Source organism: Alicycliphilus denitrificans K601 (genome assembly GCF_000204645.1).
Classification (GTDB): domain Bacteria; phylum Pseudomonadota; class Gammaproteobacteria; order Burkholderiales; family Burkholderiaceae_C; genus Alicycliphilus; species Alicycliphilus denitrificans.
Genome location: NC_015422.1, coordinates 3,320,269 through 3,334,737, shown reverse-complemented (window position 1 = coordinate 3,334,737; position 14,469 = coordinate 3,320,269). Strand labels below are relative to the sequence as shown.

Annotated in this window: 15 protein-coding genes; 13 read left to right on the top strand and 2 right to left on the bottom strand. The window is 71.3% G+C overall.

Annotated elements, in window-relative coordinates:
* Positions 1-20 precede the first annotated feature (20 nt).
* On the bottom strand, positions 21-962 hold the full coding sequence (gene ygfZ, locus ALIDE2_RS15850; RefSeq protein ID WP_013518484.1) for a CAF17-like 4Fe-4S cluster assembly/insertion protein YgfZ: 942 nt from the start codon (positions 960-962) through the stop codon (positions 21-23).
* Positions 963-1,008: 46 nt separating this feature from the next.
* Here ygfZ and mltG point away from each other — a divergent pair, with 46 nt between their 5' ends.
* From mltG to ALIDE2_RS15810, 8 genes are all read left to right on the top strand, one after another.
* A complete protein-coding gene (gene mltG, locus ALIDE2_RS15845; RefSeq protein WP_013518485.1) occupies positions 1,009-2,004 on the top strand; it encodes an endolytic transglycosylase MltG in 996 nt (331 codons plus the stop codon).
* The gene (gene tmk / locus ALIDE2_RS15840; RefSeq protein WP_013722569.1) at positions 2,001-2,657 is read left to right on the top strand and encodes a dTMP kinase; all 657 of its coding nucleotides are present in this window, start codon (positions 2,001-2,003) and stop codon (positions 2,655-2,657) included. Before mltG ends, tmk begins: the two co-directional genes overlap by 4 nt.
* Positions 2,654-3,649 carry a DNA polymerase III subunit delta' gene (locus ALIDE2_RS15835; protein WP_013518487.1) on the top strand — a complete coding sequence of 332 codons (996 nt, stop codon included), beginning with the start codon at positions 2,654-2,656 and terminating at the stop codon, positions 3,647-3,649. The genes tmk and ALIDE2_RS15835 overlap by 4 nt, the downstream gene beginning before the upstream one ends.
* Positions 3,650-3,665: 16 nt before the next feature.
* The gene (locus ALIDE2_RS15830; protein WP_013518488.1) at positions 3,666-4,025 is read left to right on the top strand and encodes a PilZ domain-containing protein; all 360 of its coding nucleotides are present in this window, start codon (positions 3,666-3,668) and stop codon (positions 4,023-4,025) included.
* A 61-nt stretch (positions 4,026-4,086) separates the two neighbouring features.
* Complete coding sequence (locus tag ALIDE2_RS15825; RefSeq protein ID WP_013518489.1) at positions 4,087-4,896, top strand: TatD family hydrolase; 810 nt, start codon at positions 4,087-4,089, stop codon at positions 4,894-4,896.
* Complete coding sequence (locus tag ALIDE2_RS15820; protein ID WP_013518490.1) at positions 4,893-5,573, top strand: ankyrin repeat domain-containing protein; 681 nt, start codon at positions 4,893-4,895, stop codon at positions 5,571-5,573. Before ALIDE2_RS15825 ends, ALIDE2_RS15820 begins: the two co-directional genes overlap by 4 nt.
* A 194-nt stretch (positions 5,574-5,767) precedes the next feature.
* Entirely contained in the window at positions 5,768-6,013 is a 246-nt protein-coding gene (locus tag ALIDE2_RS15815) for a hypothetical protein (protein WP_013518491.1), read from the top strand.
* A gap of 31 nt (positions 6,014-6,044) precedes the next feature.
* Positions 6,045-7,262 (top strand): DUF2325 domain-containing protein, encoded by a 1,218-nt coding sequence (locus ALIDE2_RS15810; protein WP_013518492.1) that lies wholly within the window; start codon positions 6,045-6,047, stop codon positions 7,260-7,262.
* Between the two features lie 3 nt (positions 7,263-7,265).
* On the opposite strand, the gene ALIDE2_RS15805 is transcribed toward ALIDE2_RS15810, so the two are convergent.
* On the bottom strand, positions 7,266-7,943 hold the full coding sequence (locus tag ALIDE2_RS15805; RefSeq protein ID WP_013518493.1) for a GntR family transcriptional regulator: 678 nt from the start codon (positions 7,941-7,943) through the stop codon (positions 7,266-7,268).
* Positions 7,944-8,206: 263 nt separating this feature from the next.
* Here ALIDE2_RS15805 and ALIDE2_RS15800 point away from each other — a divergent pair, with 263 nt between their 5' ends.
* From ALIDE2_RS15800 to ALIDE2_RS15780, 5 genes are read left to right on the top strand one after another with little or no spacing between them, the layout of a single operon-like run.
* Positions 8,207-9,454 carry an MFS transporter gene (locus ALIDE2_RS15800; RefSeq protein WP_013518494.1) on the top strand — a complete coding sequence of 416 codons (1,248 nt, stop codon included), beginning with the start codon at positions 8,207-8,209 and terminating at the stop codon, positions 9,452-9,454.
* A gap of 27 nt (positions 9,455-9,481) precedes the next feature.
* Complete coding sequence (locus ALIDE2_RS15795; RefSeq protein ID WP_013518495.1) at positions 9,482-10,243, top strand: LamB/YcsF family protein; 762 nt, start codon at positions 9,482-9,484, stop codon at positions 10,241-10,243.
* A gap of 22 nt (positions 10,244-10,265) precedes the next feature.
* Positions 10,266-11,078: a putative hydro-lyase gene (locus ALIDE2_RS15790; RefSeq protein ID WP_013518496.1), complete on the top strand. Its 813-nt coding sequence runs from the start codon at positions 10,266-10,268 to the stop codon at positions 11,076-11,078.
* 7 nt (positions 11,079-11,085) lie between these two features.
* Positions 11,086-12,687 (top strand): 5-oxoprolinase subunit PxpB, encoded by a 1,602-nt coding sequence (pxpB, locus tag ALIDE2_RS15785; RefSeq protein ID WP_013518497.1) that lies wholly within the window; start codon positions 11,086-11,088, stop codon positions 12,685-12,687.
* Between the two features lie 5 nt (positions 12,688-12,692).
* The gene (locus ALIDE2_RS15780; protein ID WP_041701564.1) at positions 12,693-14,423 is read left to right on the top strand and encodes an acetyl/propionyl/methylcrotonyl-CoA carboxylase subunit alpha; all 1,731 of its coding nucleotides are present in this window, start codon (positions 12,693-12,695) and stop codon (positions 14,421-14,423) included.
* Positions 14,424-14,469: the final 46 nt, after the last annotated feature.

The following is a 14,469-nucleotide window of genomic DNA, read 5'->3' as shown; positions in this document are numbered from 1 at the left end:
GTGCCGGTGCGTGGATAGCCTCAGATGTCCTCAAGCAGCGCATAGGGCAGCGGCAGCAGCGCGAGCGGCACGCCGTCCGCCGCGCCCGCCCGCAGCGCGCCGCCGGCGGCCGCGATCTGCAGCGACACGAGCGCGTCCACGCCGCCGCCGGGCGCGGCGGCGGCCTGCACCACGGTGCCCACGGGCTGCTCGGCGTCGCCCTCGGCGAACACCTCGGCGCCCGCGGCGATGGCCGAGGGCGCATGCGCCAGGTAGGTGCGGCGCTTGAGCGTGCCGCGGAACTGGCTGCGCGCCACCACCTCCTGGCCAGGGTAGCAGCCCTTCTTGAAATTCACGCCGCCCACGGATTCGTAGTTCAGCATCTGCGGCACGAAGGCCTCGGCCACGGGCGCGGTGAGCGTGGCGATGCCGCTGCGCACCTCGCTCCACAGCCACAGCGACTCGTCCAGCGGCGCACCGGCGGGCGCGCTGCCCGCCGTGGCGGGCGCCAGCCACAGGGCGCGCGGCTGGCCGTCGGCCGGATACAGCTGCACCACGCTGGCTTCGCCCAGGTCGATCTTGGCCCAGGGCTCGCCGCCTTCGGGCAGCACGGCGCGGGCCGCGTCGCCCAGCAGGCCGTACAGGGCGAAGTCATCCGTCGCGTCGCTCAGCCTGGCCTTGGCGCGCAGCACGAACATGGACAGGCGCTTGAGTGTGGGCGCGAGCAGCTCGCGCGCGCACACCAGCAGCACCTCGGCATCGTTGCGCTTGAAGGCGATGAAGCTGGCCAGCATGCGGCCCTTGACGGTGAGGAAGGCCGCCAGGCGCGCATGCTGCAGGTCCAGCAGCGCGAAGTCATGGGTGAGTTGGCCGTGCAGGAACTTGGCGGCGTCTTCACCGGCGACGCGGATCACGCCGAGGTGGGATAAACGTGTCACGCCGCCCGCGGGCAGGGGCGGCGGTACTGGCTTGGGGTCGGTCATGGCTGAATTATGATGCCCGGCTTTCCTTCATACAGGCTGCAGGGTTGTGCGCAGGTTCCTCGTTCTGGTGTTGCTCGTCGTGCTGGCCCTGGCCGCCGGCGCGGCCTGGTGGCTGCAGGCCCCCATGCCCGTGCGCGCGGGCGTGGGCGCGGGGCAGCCGCTGGAGCTGGAGATAGAGCCCGGCACCACGCCGCGCGGCGTGGCGCGCGCCGTGGTGCAGGCCGGCTTCGACACCGATGCGCGCCTGCTGTTCCTGTGGTTCCGCCTGTCGGGCAAGGACCGCGGCATCAAGGCCGGCAACTATGAGGTCGCGCAGGGCACCAGCCCCCATGCGCTGTTGCAGAAGCTCGTGCGCGGCGAGGAGGCGCTGCGCGCCGTCACGCTGGTGGAGGGCTGGAACTTCCGCCAGCTGCGCCAGGCGCTGGCGCGCGCCGAGCAGCTCAGGCCCGATACCGAGGGCTTGAGCGACGCGGACATCATGGCCCGCCTGGACCGCCCGGGCGTACCCGCCGAGGGGCGCTTCTTTCCCGACACTTACACCTACGCCAAGGGCAGCAGCGACCTGGCCGTGCTGCGCCGCGCGCTGCACGCCATGGACCGGCGCCTGGAGGCCGCCTGGGCCCAGCGCGCACCCGACACCCCGCTGAAGTCGCCCGAGCAGGCGCTGATCCTGGCCAGCATCGTCGAGAAGGAGACCGGCCGCCCCGAGGACCGCGCCCAGATCGCCGGCGTGTTCAGCAACCGCCTGCGCGCGGGCATGCTGCTGCAGACCGATCCCACGGTGATCTACGGCTTGGGCGAGAGGTTCGACGGCAACCTGCGCAAGCGCGACCTGCAGGCCGACACGCCCTACAACACCTACACGCGCGCGGGCCTGCCGCCCACGCCCATCGCCATGCCGGGCCGCGCCGCGTTGCTGGCCGCCGTGCAGCCCGCCGATACGCGCGCGCTGTACTTCGTGGCGCGCGGCGACGGCACGAGCCACTTCAGCGTTACGCTCGACGAGCACAACCGCGCCGTCAACCGGTATCAACGCAAATGACGACAGGCCTGTTCATCACCTTCGAGGGCATAGACGGCGCGGGCAAGTCCTCGCACATCGAGACGCTGGCGCGCGCCCTGCGCGCGGCCGGGCGCAGCGTGACGCTGACGCGCGAGCCCGGCGGCACGCCGCTGGCCGAGAAGCTGCGCGCGCTGCTGCTCAATGACGCCATGGATGCGCTGACCGAGACGCTGCTGGCGTTCGCCGCGCGGCGCGACCACCTGTGCCGCGTGATCGGGCCGGCGCTCGCGCGCGGCGAGGCCGTGCTGTGCGACCGCTTCACCGACGCCACCTTCGCCTACCAGGGCGCGGGGCGCGGCTTCGATCTGCGGGTGCTCTCATATATGGAGCGGCTGGCGCAGACAGGGATTGGCCTGGGGCCTGATTCGATGCTTGAGCCCGATCTCACGCTGTGGTTCGACGTGCCGCCCGAGGTGGCCGCCGAGCGCCTGGCCGCGGCACGCGCGCCGGACAGGTTCGAGGCCCAGCCCGTGGAGTTCTTCGCCCGCGTGGCGCGGGGCTATGCCGACCGCGCCGCCGGCGCGCCCCGGCGCTTCGCGCGCATCGACGGGGCGCAGCCGCGCGAGCAGGTGGCCGCGCAGATGCTGGCCGCGGTGGCCGCGCGCGGCTGGCTGCCGGGGGCCGCGCCATGAACGCCGTGGCGCCCTGGATCGCGGCCCAGCGCGCGCAGCTGCTGGCGCAGCGCGGCCACGCCTGGCTGCTGCACGGCCCGTCGGGCCTGGGCCAGTACGCGCTGGCCCTGGAGCTGGTGCGCGCCTGGCTGTGCGACGCGCCCGGCGAGCACGGCGCCTGCGGCCGGTGCGCGAGCTGCCACGGCATCGACGTGCGCACCCATGCCGACCTGTGCGTGCTCATGCCCGAAACCCAGATGCTGGCTCTGGGCTGGCCCCTGCCCGAGAAGGCCCAGGCCGAGATCGAGGACAAGAAGCGCAAGGCGAGCCGCGAGATCCGCGTGGAGGCCATGCGCGACGCCGTGGAGTTCGCACAGCGCACCAGCGCGCGCGGGCGCGGCAAGGCGGTGCTGGTGTTCCCGGCCGAGCAGATGAACCACGTGACGGCCAACGCCCTGCTCAAGACGCTGGAGGAGCCGCCGGGCGACGTGCGCTTCGTGCTCGCCACCGAGGCCGCGCACGAGCTGCTGCCCACCATCCGCAGCCGCTGCCTGGGCCATGCCATGTTGTGGCCCCGGCCCGACGAGGCGCGCGGCTGGCTCGCGGGGCAGGGCGTGGCGCCCGATGCGGCCCAGGCCCTGCTGCGCGCCGCGGGCGGGCGGCCCGACGATGCGCTGGCCCTGGCCCGCGCGGGCCGCAGCCCCCAGGCCTGGGCCCTGATCCCCAAGGCCATGGCGCGCGGAGACGTCTCGGCGCTGTCCGAGCTCGAACCCGCCCAGGCCGTGGATGCGCTGCAGAAGCTCTGCCACGACCTGCTGGCGCAGCGCGTGGGCGCGCAGCCGCGCTACTTCGACGCGGCAGACCTGCCCCGGCCGCCCGGCCTGGGGCCGCTCACGCGCTGGTCGCGCGCGCTCATCCAGGAGGCTCGCACGGCCGACCACCCTTTCAACGCGGGCTTGATGCTGGAGTCGCTTGTAGCCCAGGCGCGCCAGACACTAAACTCGCGCCATTGATTTCCCCAGGCCACCTATGAGCAGTCCGTCCACAGCGCCGCGCCCCAGCGTCATGCAGCTGAACATCAAGGAAAAGGCTGCTCTGTACGCAGCCTACATCCCGTTCTTCGAGGAGGGCGGCATCTTCGTGCCCACGACGCGCGAGTACAGGCTGGGCGACGACGTCTACGTGCTGCTCACGCTGCCCGATGACCCGCAGCGCTACCCCGTGGCCGGCCGCGTGGCCTGGGTGACGCCGGCGCGCGCCGTCGGCAACCGCACGCAGGGCGTGGGCATACAGTTCCCCAAGGACGAGAAGTCGCGCCAGCTCAAGCTCAAAATCGAGGAAATCCTGGGCACGGCCCTGGCCGCCGACCGGCCCACGCAGACCATTTGAGGGGCGCGGTCCCGCTCTTGCCGCCGGCCTCTCCGGCAGGCTTTTCGTTTTCCATTGCGCCATGTTCGTCGATTCCCACTGCCATCTGAACTTTCCCGAGCTCGCCAGCCAGCTGCCCCAGATCCGCCAGGCCATGGCGGCGGCGCAGGTGGACCGCGCGCTGTGCATCTGCACCACCATGGAGGAGTTCCCCGCCGTGCACGGCCTGGCCACGGCCTATGACAACTTCTGGGCCACCGTGGGCGTGCACCCCGATACCGAAGACATGGCCGAGCCTTCGGTGCAGGACCTGCTGGAGCGCGCCGTGCTGCCGCGCGTGGTGGCCATCGGCGAGACGGGGCTCGACTACTACGGCATGGAAGATCGCAAGGGCGGGCGCAGCATCGCCGACCTGGAGTGGCAGCGCGAGCGCTTCCGCACCCACATCCGCGCCGCGCGCGCCTGCGGCAAACCGCTGGTGATCCACACGCGCAGCGCCTCGGGCGACACCCTGGCCATCCTGCGCGAGGAGGGCGAGGACGGCGCTGGCAACCGCGCCGGCGGCGTGTTCCACTGCTTCACCGAGACGGCCGAGGTGGCGCGCGCGGCGCTGGACTTGGGCTACTACATCTCGTTTTCCGGCATCATCACCTTCAAGAACGCGCAGGACCTGCGCGACGTGGCCGCCTTCGTGCCCATGGACCGCCTGCTCATCGAGACCGACAGCCCCTACCTGGCTCCCGTGCCCTACCGCGGCAAGACCAACAACCCGTCCTACGTGCCCTTCGTGGCGCAGCAGATCGCGGCCATCAGGGGCCTGCCGGTGCAGGAGGTGGCCCGGGCCACGAGCCGCAACTTCGAGCGGTTGTTCCTGCAGGGGGGCGCCGCATGACGAGCCGCCGCCGCACCCTGGCATGGCTGGCGCTGGCCGCCGCCGCACCCGTGGCCGGACTGGCGCATGCCGGCGCCTATGAGGACTTCTTCAAGGCCATAGAACTCGACAACGGCGCCGCCGTGGCCGACCTGCTGCGCCGCGGCTTCGACCCCAACGCGCGCGACCCCAAGGGCCAGCCCGCGCTCATCGTGGCGCTGCGCGGGGACTCGCGCAAGGCCGCGGCCGCACTGATTGCGGCCAAGGGCCTGAAGGTGGAAGAGCGCAACGCCAAGGACGAGAGCGCGCTGATGCTGGCCGCCCTGCGCGGCAACCTGAGCGCGGCGCGCGCCCTGATCAGACTGGATGCCGACGTCAACAAGACCGGCTGGACGCCGCTGCACTACGCCGCGTCGGGCACCACGCAGGACGCCGCCGCCATGGTGGCGCTGCTGCTGGAGGAGAGCGCCTACATCGACGCCGCCTCGCCCAACGGCACCACGCCCTTGATGATGGCCGTGCGCTACGGCACGGGCGACGTGGCGCTCCTGCTGATCGAGGAGGGCGCCGATCCCACGTTGAAGAACGACCTGGGCCTGACGGCCATCGACTTTGCGCGCCAGGCCGACCGCGCCGACATGGTGGACCTGGTGGCCCAGGCCGTGCGCCGGCGCCAGCCCAACCGGGGGCGGTGGTGACGCCTGGCCGGCAGCCGCCGCGCGGGGGCTGAAGCGGGTTTTCGAGGTTCTTCGCCGCGGGCACTGCCGCCGCCCGATGGCACCGGGCGCGATTCGCCCTTGTGGATACCGCTGGAGTTCGTTACGCTTCGACTCTTTTAAATGCGAACAAGTCGCATTTAAAATTAACTTCCAGCCACTCACAGGAGGACCGCATGGAGCGCTCGCCTACTTCGTCCAGCTGCCAGCACGCCTTGCTGGTCCATAGCCCGGTCGGACATGTGTCCGTCTGCCCCGATTGCGGCGTCGTGCATCTGTCCCTCGACTGTGTCTCCGTGCGGCTGGAGGTGGGCGCCTTCCTGGCGTTGGCCGAGATGCTGTCCCAGGCGCAGAAGCGCCTGCACGGCATGCCGCCGCACGAGAGCCGCGGCCACGAAGGCCGGGCGCGCGCCGTCCATTGAAGCCCCCAGGCGCGCAGAGCAAGGAGGTCGCATGTGCGATGAGTGCTTCCGCCCCCTGGCGGCCATCAACGGGTCGCGCCGCAAGCGGCTCTGGGATCTGCCGCACCCATGCCACTGCCCCGTGGTGGGGGTCTGCTTCCCGCTGCCGGTGCTGCGCCAGCTGGTCGGCAAGGCGCTGGTCGGCAAGGCCGTCGCGGACGACTATGAGATCCACCTCGGCGCGGTGGCCGAGTGCATGAAGCGCAACCGGCTGTCCGAAGTGCTGCAGAAGGAGCTGGAGTCCCGCTACGCCGGCGCGGTGCAGGCGTTCCGCGCCGCCAAGGACACCCAGGCGGTCGCGGACATGTGGGCGGCGGCGGTCCGGGGAGGGGACGTCCCGGGCGCGTTCTGGGCCGTGCTGACCCATCCGCGCTGCGACGAGCTGCTGCAGGAGGCCGTGCTGCGGGACATGCACATGCTGCAGCATCAGGCCGGGGCGGCGGCGTGGGTGGACGCCGCCCGTTTCGGCGAGCTGGTCAAGGAAAACGGCGTCCTGGGCCGGGAGCTGGGCAGGGTACAGGAGCGCTGCACCCGCGTGATCAGCGAGAAGTCGGTCGAAATCGAGCGGCTCAACGCCCAGCTGGTGCAGCAGCGCGCGATTGCGATCGGCAAGGATTCACGGATTGCGTTCCTCACGCAGGACCTGGAGCGGCTCCAGGCGTCGCTGCCGGGCTACGAGGACACCGCGAGGCTGCGCAGGAAGCTCGAACAGCTCGGCGCCCGGCTGGCCGGCCTGGAGGCGCAGAACGCGCGGCTGCGCCAGCAGCTCGGCGAGGCGCAATGCCTGCTAGGGCTGCGCGAAGCCGAGGCCGCGCCCGCGGCGGAGCATCGGGGCGATGCGCCCAGGGAAAGCCCCGTCGCGTTCCATTTCAAGGAAAAGACGGTCCTGTGCGTCGGCGGCCGCAACGGGAACGTGTCCAGCTACCGGGATGTCGTCGAGAAGGCGGGCGGGCATTTCGCGCACCACGATGGCGGGCTGGAAGACAAGCAGGGGGCGCTCGACTCGGTGCTCGCCGCGGCGGACCTTGTCATCTGCCAGACCGGCTGCATCAGCCACAACGCGTATTGGCGGGTGAAGGACTTCTGCAAGCGCACCGGAAAGCAATGCGTCTTCGTGGAGAACCCCAGCACGTCCTCGCTGACCCGCACGCTGCAGCAAATCACCGCAGGCGACTCTGCCGAAAAGCCGGCCGCAGACGCCGGCCGGTGAGGGTCACTTGCCCGCGCCGGCGTCGGAGATGCGCCGCGCGTAGGCCGCCAGCACGATGCGCTCGGAGTGCACCAGGTAGTCGTTGAGCACGGCGGCGGCCTCCTGCGGCTTGCCGGCCTCAAACAGCTCCACGATCTTCACGTTGCTGTCCACGTAGGGGGCGTGCAGGAACTCGGGGTCGTTGAGCAAGCCGAAGGCAAGGCGCAGCTCGGCCAGCAGGTGCGAGAACATTTCGTTCAGGCGCTCGCTGTCGGCCAGCTCCACGATGGCCTGGTGGAACTCCATGTTGGCTGTGCCCACGCCGCGCCAGTCGCCCTCGCCGCGGCAGCGCAGCGCCTTGTCCACGGCCTCGCGCAGGCGCTTCCTGGCCGGGTGGCGCGGGTAGGCCTGGGCCAGCGCCTGGCATTCGATGAGCCGGCGCACGCGGTAGATGTCGATGATGGCCGCGATGCTGGGAATAGCCACCGACACGCCGCGGTTGGGCTCGTGCTTGAGCAGCCCCTCCTTGGTCAGCAGGCGGAACGCCTCGCGCAGCGTGTTGCGCGAGATCTCCAGGCTTTCACTCAGGGCGGCCTCCGACAGGCGCTGGCCGGGCGTGAGTTCGCCATCGACGAGCTTGCGCCGGATCTGCTCGCTCACGCGGTCGGTCAGGTTTTGCGGTGCATCGGCAGGGGAGGTCATGGCATGCGAGGAAGCGGGATGGCCGCGCGGGCGCTGGAGGCCCGAGTGTAGCGAGCCCGCGCGCGCGGCCCGGGTGTGTCCGCCGGGCCATCCGGGGGCGGGTATTCCCTGATTCGCTGCATCCTGAATTGTTGAACAATAAATTCATGTGAGTTGATCAATATGTTTATTGTGATCAACACATGCGTATGTATTGCCCGCTGATTCATCCGGCTCAATCAGGAACGCCAAGTCCTTCAACGCATCGAGAAAGGCCAGACACCATGTGGCTCAAGGAAACCAGTCAGGAAGAGCGCAAGACGCTGTTTGCCGCATTCGTCGGCTATGGCGTGGATGCGTTCGACTACATGATCTACACCTTCATGATCCCCACCTTCATCCTGGTGTGGGGCATGACCAAGACCGAGGCTGGCTACATCGCCACCGGTGCGCTGATCAGCTCGGCCATCGGCGGCTGGCTGGCCGGCATCCTGGCCGACAAGTACGGCCGCGTGCGCATACTGCAGCTGACGGTGCTGTGGTTCAGCTTCTTCACCTTCCTGAGCGGCTTCACGCACTCGCCCGAGCAGCTGTTCGTGACGCGCGCGCTGCAGGGCCTGGGCTTCGGCGGCGAATGGTCGGTGGGCTCGGTGCTGATCGCCGAGATGATCCGCGCGCGCCACCGCGGCAAGGCCGTGGGGCTGGTGCAGAGCAGCTGGGCCGTGGGCTGGGGCCTGTCAGCCATCGCCTTCTGGGCCGTCTATGCGCTGGTGGAGCAGCAGACCGCCTGGCGCGTGCTGTTCTGGCTGGGCGTGCTGCCGGCCCTGTTCATCCTCTACATCCGCCGCAACATCAGCGAGCCCACGGTGTTCCGCGCCACGCAGGAGCGGCTGGCCAAGACCGGGCAGAGCAGCCACTTCATGCTCATCTTCAAGCCCGGCGTGCTGCGCGTGACGGTGTGGGCCAGCCTGCTGGCCACGGGCATGCAGGGGGCCTACTACTCGGTCACCACCTGGCTGCCCACTTACCTGAAGATGGAGCGCAACCTCTCGGTGCTCAACACCAGCGGCTACCTGATGGTGCTCATCGCGGGCTCATTCGCCGGCTACCTCACGAGCGCCTGGCTGTCCGACCGCCTGGGCCGGCGCCGCTGCTTCATGCTGTTCGCGGTCAGTGCAGCCGTCCTGGTGACCTTCTACACCCAGCTGCCGATCACCGACGCCGCCATGATGGTGCTGGGTTTCCCGTTGGGCTTCTTCCTGTCGGGCATTTTTTCGGGCATGGGCGCCTACCTCACCGAGCTCTACCCCAGCCACATCCGCGGCTCGGGCCAGGGTTTTTGCTACAACTTCGGGCGTGCCGTGGGCTCGGTGTGCCCGGCCATGGTGGGCTACATGAGTTCGACCATGTCGCTGGGCGTGGCCATCGGCTACATGGCCGTGGGCGCCTATGCGCTGGTGGTGATCGCCTGCCTGGCCCTGCCCGAGACCCAGGGGCGCGAGCTGGCCGAGGCGGCCGAGCCGACCGCCTAGCGCAATGACCGGCAAGGAGTGAGAGACATGACGAGGCATATCGATCTGAACAGCGACCTGGGCGAGAGCCTGGGCGCCTGGCGCATGGGCGACGACGACGCCATGCTGGACATCGTGAGCAGCGCCAATGTGGCCTGCGGCTTCCACGCGGGCGACCCAGCGGGAATCCTGGGCACGCTCAAGGCGGCGCATGCGCGCGGCGTGGCCGTGGGGGCGCACGTGGCCTATCCCGACCTGGTGGGCTTCGGCCGACGCAACATGGACGTGGCCAGCAGCGACCTGGTGGCCGACGTGATCTACCAGATTGGCGCGCTGCAGGGCCTGGCGCACGCCGCGGGCACGCGCGTCACCTACGTCAAGCCCCATGGCGCGCTCTACAACACCATCGCGCACGACGAGCGCCAGGCGCGCGACGTGATCGCCGCCATCCGCGCGGTGGACGGCAGCCTTGCGCTCGTGGCGCTGGCGGGCTCGCCGCTCGTCCAATGGGCGCAGGACGCCGGCTTGCGCGTGATCGCCGAGGCCTTCGCCGACCGCGCCTACACGCCGCAGGGCACGCTGGTGTCGCGCCGCGAGAAGGGCGCCGTGCTGCACGACAGCGCCCTGGTGGCGCAGCGCATGCTGCGCCTGGTGCGCGAGGGCGTGGTGGAGGCCGTGGATGGCAGCCTGGCGCGCGTGCAGGCGCAGTCCATCTGCGTGCACGGCGACAGCGCGGGCGCCGTGGAGATGGCGCGCGCCGTGCGCATGGCGCTCGAGAGCGACGGCGTCGTCGTGCGCCCGTTCGCCTGAAATTTTCACTGGAGCAGACACCATGCAACACAACGCCTTGGAGCAGGCGCGCGCCGCCGCCGTGGCCGCGGCGCGCCAGGCGCGCGCCGCCTACCGCGCGGGCAGCGTGCGGCCCACGGCCGGCGTCGCGCCCGGCATGACGCAGGCCAACATGATCGCGCTGCCGCGCGACTGGGCCTGGGACTTCCTGCTGTACGCGCAGCGCAACCCCAAGCCCTGCCCGGTGCTCGACGTGATCGAGGCCGGCGCGCACCAGACCCTGCTGGCCGAGGGGGCCGACATCCGCACCGACATCCCCCTGTACCGCGTCTGGCGCGATGGCCGGCTGGCGCAGGAGGTGCAGGACGCCACGCCCCTGTGGGCCGAGCATCCCGACCTGGTCACCTTTCTGATCGGCTGCAGCTTCACGTTCGAGACGCCGCTGCAGGAGGCCGGCATCGAGGTGCGCCACATCGCCGACGGCTGCAACGTGCCCATGTACCGCACCAACCGCGCCTGCCGCCCGGCCGGGCGCCTGCGCGGCGAGATGGTGGTGTCCATGCGGCCCATCCCGGCGCACCGCGTGGCCGACGCTGTGGCGATCTCGGCGCGCTTCCCCTCGGTGCATGGCGCGCCCGTGCACGTGGGTGACCCGGCGGCGCTGGGCATCGCCGATCTGGCCAGGCCCGATTTCGGCGACCCCGTGCGCATCGCGCCCGGCGAGCTGCCCGTGTTCTGGGCCTGCGGCGTCACGCCCCAGGCGGCCGTGATGGCCTCGGGCGTGCCCTTTGCCGTCACCCATGCGCCGGGCCACATGTTCATCACCGACGTGCCCGACAGCAGCTACCACGTGTGAGGCCCAGGTGCGTTTTCTGCCCGTATCGTTGAACGCGCTGCTCGTGGAGCTGGCCGACCTGGACCAGACCCTGGCCCTGCTGGCCTCGCTGCAGCGCGAACCCTTGCCCGGCGTGCTGGAGCTGGTGCCCGCGGCGCGCACCATCCTCGTGCAGTTCTCGCCCTCGGCCACCGACACCGCGCGGCTGGTGCGCGCCATTGCCGCGCGCGACCTGTCGCAGCAGGTGCGGCGCGGCGGCATCCTGGTCGAAATCCCCGTGCGCTACGACGGCGAGGACCTGGCCGAGGTGGCGCAGATGCTGGGCATCACGCGCGAGGAACTGGTGCGCCGCCACACCGGCAGCGCCTACAGCGTGGCCTTCGTGGGCTTTGCGCCGGGTTTCGCCTACCTCTCGGGCGGCCACGAAAGCCTGGACGTGCCGCGCCGCGCCACGCCGCGCACGCGCATCCCCGCGGGCGCCGTGGGCCTGGCGGGTCGGTTCAGCGGCGTGTACCCGCAGGCCAGCCCCGGGGGCTGGCAGATCATCGGCACGACGCCGCTGGCGATGTGGGACCTGGAGCGCCCGGTGCCTGCGCTGCTGCAGCCGGGCTTCCAGGTGCGCTTCGTCGATATTGCTACGCTTTCGGAAGCTGCTCGCGCAGAACTGGAGAGCGCTATAGCCCCAAAACATGCCAAACCCGCGGCGCCCGTGGCGGCGGACGGACCGGCGCTCGAAGTGCGCTCGCCCGGCCTGCTCACGCTGCTGCAGGACCTGGGCCGGCCCGGCCAGGCGGGGCAGGGCGTGTCGGCCTCCGGCGCGCTGGACCAGGGCGCCTGCCGCACCGCCAACCGGCTCGTGGGCAACCCGTCCGGCATGGCCTGCCTGGAGACCGTGGGCGGCGGCCTGCGCCTGCGCAGCCGTGGCGACACCGTGGTGGCCGTGACCGGCGCGGATGCGCCCCTCACCCTGGCCACCGCCGGCGGCGCGCGCTGGCACGTGCCGCGCTATCAGGCCGTGGCGCTGGCCGATGGCGATGAGCTGGCCGTCGGCGAGCCCGCCGCGGGCACGCGCTGCTACGTGGCCGCGCGCGGCGGCTTCGACGTGGCGCCCGTGCTCGGCAGCCGCAGCACCGACACCCTGGCGCATGTGGGCCCGCCCGCGCTGGCGGCGGGCGACGTGCTGGCGCTGTGCGCGGTGGCGCGCGGCGCCGTCGTGGGCGATGCCGAGCTGCCGCCCGACGACCTGCCCAGCGTGCACGAGGACGTGGTGCTCGACGTGGTGCCGGGCCCGCGCGCCGACTGGTTCACGCCCGAGGCCCTGGAGCTGCTGGCGCGCCAGCGCTGGCGCGTCACGCCCCAGTCCAACCGCGTGGGCCTGCGGCTGGCGGGAGAGGTGCCGCTGGCGCGCGCCATCACCCAGGAGCTGCCCAGCGAGGGCACGCCCACGGGCGCCATCCAGGTGCCCGCCAGCGGCCAGCCCGTGCTGTTCCTGGCCGACCACCCGCTCACCGGCGGCTACCCGGTGATCGCCTGCGTCGCGCCGCACCACCTGGACCGCGCGGGCCAGATCCCCGTGAACGCCTGGGTGCGCTTCCATCCCATACGGCCCTTCGAGGCCATCGAATGCTGAATGCCATGAAAAGAGTCCTGATTGCGAACCGAGGCGAGATCGCCGTGCGCGTGGTGCGTGCCTGCCGCGACTACGGCGTGCAGTCCGTCGCCGTGTACGCCGATGCCGACATCGACGCCCTGCACGTCCGCATGGCCGACGAGGCCTACGGCCTTCATGGCGACCGCCCGGCCGATACCTACCTGCACATCGCGAAGCTGCTGGACGTCGCGCGAAAGAGCGGCGCTGACGCCGTGCACCCCGGCTACGGCTTCCTGTCCGAGAGCGCGGCCTTCGCGCAGGCCGTGATGGATGCGGGCCTGGCCTGGATAGGGCCGTCGCCCCGGGCGATCGCGCGCCTGGGCGACAAGGTCGAGGCGCGCAAGATCGCGCTGAAGGTGGGGGCGCCGCTGGTCGCGGGAACCCCGGAGCCCGTCAAGGACGCGGCCGAGGTGCTGGCCTTTGCCGGGCAGCATGGCCTGCCCATCATCATCAAGGCCGCGTTCGGCGGCGGCGGGCGCGGCATGAAGATCGCGTGGCGCATGGACGAGGTGGCGGAGCTGTATGCGTCGGCCGTGCGCGAGGCCACGGCGGCCTTCGGGCGCGGCGAATGCTTCGTCGAGCAGTTCCTGGACAGGCCGCGCCACATCGAGGCCCAGGTCATGGGCGACCGGCATGGCCGGGTGGTGGTGCTGGGCACGCGCGACTGCTCGCTGCAGCGGCGCAACCAGAAGCTCGTCGAGGAGGCGCCCGCGCCGTTCCTGACCGACGTGCAGCGCCAGCGCATCCACCAGGCTGCGCACGACATCTGCGCCGAGGTGGGCTACGAAGGCGCGGGCACGGTGGAATTCCTGCTCTCGGGCAGCGGAGCGATCTCGTTCCTGGAGGTGAACACGCGCCTGCAGGTCGAGCACCCGGTCACTGAGCAGACCACGGGCCTGGACCTCGTGGTCGAGCAGCTGCGCGTGGCCGACGGCCTGCCGCTGTCCATAGCCGAAACGCCCGCGCCGCTGGGCCACGCCATCGAGTTCCGCATCAACGCCGAGGACGTGGGCCGGGGCTTTCTGCCCACGCCCGGGCAGGTGGCGCGCTTCGACCCGCCCGCGGGCCCGGGCGTGCGCGTGGACAGCGGCGTGCAGGCGGGATCGATCGTGCCCGGCACCTTCGATTCGCTGATGGCCAAGCTCATCGTGACCGGCGCCACGCGCGAGCAGGCGCTGGCGCGCGCGCGCCGGGCGCTGGCCGAGTTCCGCATCGAGGGCGTGGCCAGCGTGCTGCCGTTCCACCGCGCCGTGATGGAGCATGCGGACTTCACCGGCGCCGACGGCTTCAAGGTGCACACGCGCTGGATAGAGACCGCCTTCGCCAACGACCTTGCGGCCGCCGCGCGCGCCGAGCCCCAGCCGGATGCCGCGCTGGTGCGCTGCACCATCGAGATCGACGGGCGCCGCATGCAGCTGGGCCTGCCGGCCGCGCTGCTGCAGGGTCTGGCGTCGGCGGGCGGTGGCGCCGCCGCAGCAGCGCCCGCGGCGCAGGAAAGCACCGACGAAGCGGCCGTCGCCTCGCCCATCGCAGGCAACCTGCACGCCTGGAAGGTGGGGGAGGGCGACGCGGTGCGGGAAGGCGACGTGATCGCCGTCATGGAGGCTATGAAGATGGAGATGCAGGTCGCCGCGCACCGCGCCGGCCGCATCACGCTGCAGGCGGCCGCGGGCAGCTACCAGGCGGCCGGCGCCTGCATCGCGCGCATCTGCTGATTTTTGAGTGTTTTTGGCCGCTGGCGCTTGGTGCAAAAGCGCTGGC

Excerpts from the sequence above, each read along its gene's own strand:
- ygfZ (WP_013518484.1), bottom strand. The coding sequence starts at position 962 with ATGACCGACCCCAAGCCAGTACCGCCGCCCCTGCCCGCGGGCGGCGTG.
- tmk (WP_013722569.1), top strand. The coding sequence starts at position 2,001 with ATGACGACAGGCCTGTTCATCACCTTCGAGGGCATAGACGGCGCGGGC.
- ALIDE2_RS15835 (WP_013518487.1), top strand. The coding sequence starts at position 2,654 with ATGAACGCCGTGGCGCCCTGGATCGCGGCCCAGCGCGCGCAGCTGCTG.
- ALIDE2_RS15830 (WP_013518488.1), top strand. The coding sequence starts at position 3,666 with ATGAGCAGTCCGTCCACAGCGCCGCGCCCCAGCGTCATGCAGCTGAAC.
- ALIDE2_RS15825 (WP_013518489.1), top strand. The coding sequence starts at position 4,087 with ATGTTCGTCGATTCCCACTGCCATCTGAACTTTCCCGAGCTCGCCAGC.
- ALIDE2_RS15820 (WP_013518490.1), top strand. The coding sequence starts at position 4,893 with ATGACGAGCCGCCGCCGCACCCTGGCATGGCTGGCGCTGGCCGCCGCC.
- ALIDE2_RS15815 (WP_013518491.1), top strand. The coding sequence starts at position 5,768 with ATGGAGCGCTCGCCTACTTCGTCCAGCTGCCAGCACGCCTTGCTGGTC.
- ALIDE2_RS15810 (WP_013518492.1), top strand. The coding sequence starts at position 6,045 with ATGTGCGATGAGTGCTTCCGCCCCCTGGCGGCCATCAACGGGTCGCGC.
- ALIDE2_RS15805 (WP_013518493.1), bottom strand. The coding sequence starts at position 7,943 with ATGACCTCCCCTGCCGATGCACCGCAAAACCTGACCGACCGCGTGAGC.
- ALIDE2_RS15800 (WP_013518494.1), top strand. The coding sequence starts at position 8,207 with ATGTGGCTCAAGGAAACCAGTCAGGAAGAGCGCAAGACGCTGTTTGCC.
- ALIDE2_RS15795 (WP_013518495.1), top strand. The coding sequence starts at position 9,482 with ATGACGAGGCATATCGATCTGAACAGCGACCTGGGCGAGAGCCTGGGC.
- ALIDE2_RS15790 (WP_013518496.1), top strand. The coding sequence starts at position 10,266 with ATGCAACACAACGCCTTGGAGCAGGCGCGCGCCGCCGCCGTGGCCGCG.
- ALIDE2_RS15780 (WP_041701564.1), top strand. The coding sequence starts at position 12,693 with ATGAAAAGAGTCCTGATTGCGAACCGAGGCGAGATCGCCGTGCGCGTG.